We start from the raw sequence: 1,364 nt of genomic DNA on the forward strand, positions 1-1,364 counted from the left end.
GTCGACATCGGCAAACGCCTCCTCGACCCGTCATGGATCGATCAGTGGCTCGGCTTCACCACCTCCTGGGCCGACCCCGTCGCCGACCTGGGCTCGGGCACCGTGACCGCGCTCATGCCCGACGTGCTGATGACCGTGCTCAGCGAGGGCATCCTCAGCCGATTCGGCGGCCAGGAAGTCAGCGCCACCCTGCTCGGGCACGACCTCACCGCCACCCTCGACGTGTTCAAGGTGCGCAGACGCGGCGCCCATTTCCAGAGCAAGACGGTGCTGTCGAACCTGGTCTGGGACTCGCATCCGTTCGACACCGTCACCGTGATCGCGCACGGCGTCCGGCTGATTCCCGGTGTGCCGACCAAGATCCGGGTCCAGCAGCTCGACATCGAGGGCACCATCGACCTCGCCGCCCTGGTCGAGTGGGTGGACGCGCAGAACCTCGACTGGCGGCTGCACCTGGACGAGCGCGCCCGCATCGTCGCCACCCACCGCACCCGCAAGATGCGCGCCCTGGTCGACGCGCAGGTCTACGACAACCTGCTCACCATCGACATCCGCAAGGCCAGCTGGCACGGCATCCGGCTGCCGAAGCGCGCGGTGCCAGCGCCGGCGCTGCTGCTCGACGACCTGCCCAACCGGGCGAGCATCTCCTACGCGCACCGGCGCGGCGACAAGGTGCGCTTCCGGATCGAACTGCCCGAGACCACCGGTTCGTTCGACCTGGCGCAGATCCGCGCCGCCATCGTCGCCGGGACGACGCTGATCGTCTTCTGATCAGGCGTTCTCGGCGGCCCACCACTCGAGCAGCGCGGCCTCGGCTTCCTCGCGGGTCATCGGGCCCCGGTCCAGCCGCAGGTCCTTGAGGTACTTCCACGCCTTGCCGACCTGCGGGCCCGGCGGCAGGCCGAGCAGCTCCATGATCGAGTTGCCGTCTAGGTCGGGCCGCACCCGCGCCAGATCCTCCTGCTCCCTGAGCGTGGCGATGCGGTCCTCGAGCTCGTCGTAGGTGGCGCGCAGGGCCGCCGCGCGGCGCTTGTTGCGGGTGGTGCAGTCGGCGCGGACCAGCTTGTGCAGGCGCTCGAGCAGGTCGTCGGCGTCGGTGACGTAGCGGCGCACGGCCGAGTCGGTCCACTGTCCCTTGCCGTACCCGTGGAAGCGCAGGTGCAGGAACACCAGGCGCGCAACCTCTTCGGTGAACGCCTTCGGATATTTCAAGGCGCGCATGCGCTTGCGCACCATCTTCGCGCCGACCACCTCGTGGTGGTGGAAGCTCACGCCGCCGCCGGGCTCGTTGCGCTTGGTGTCGGGCTTGCCGATGTCGTGCAGCAGCGCGGCCCAGCGCAGCACCAGGTCGGGATCGCCTTCCT

2 protein-coding genes are annotated in these 1,364 nt (G+C 69.4%); one reads left to right on the plus strand and one right to left on the minus strand.

What is annotated here, in order from left to right; all coding sequences use genetic code 11:
* Positions 1 to 771 (plus strand): hypothetical protein (locus ACWDNU_RS45870; RefSeq protein WP_449673453.1); only part of this gene is annotated, 771 nt, incomplete at its 5' end.
* Here ACWDNU_RS45870 and ACWDNU_RS45875 read toward each other — a convergent pair.
* Positions 772 to 1,364, minus strand: a 593-nt coding sequence (locus ACWDNU_RS45875) for an HDIG domain-containing metalloprotein (RefSeq protein WP_449673454.1), incomplete at its 5' end; no start/stop codon positions are given. It abuts the gene before it with no gap.

This window comes from Amycolatopsis sp. NPDC003676 (assembly GCF_053587275.1).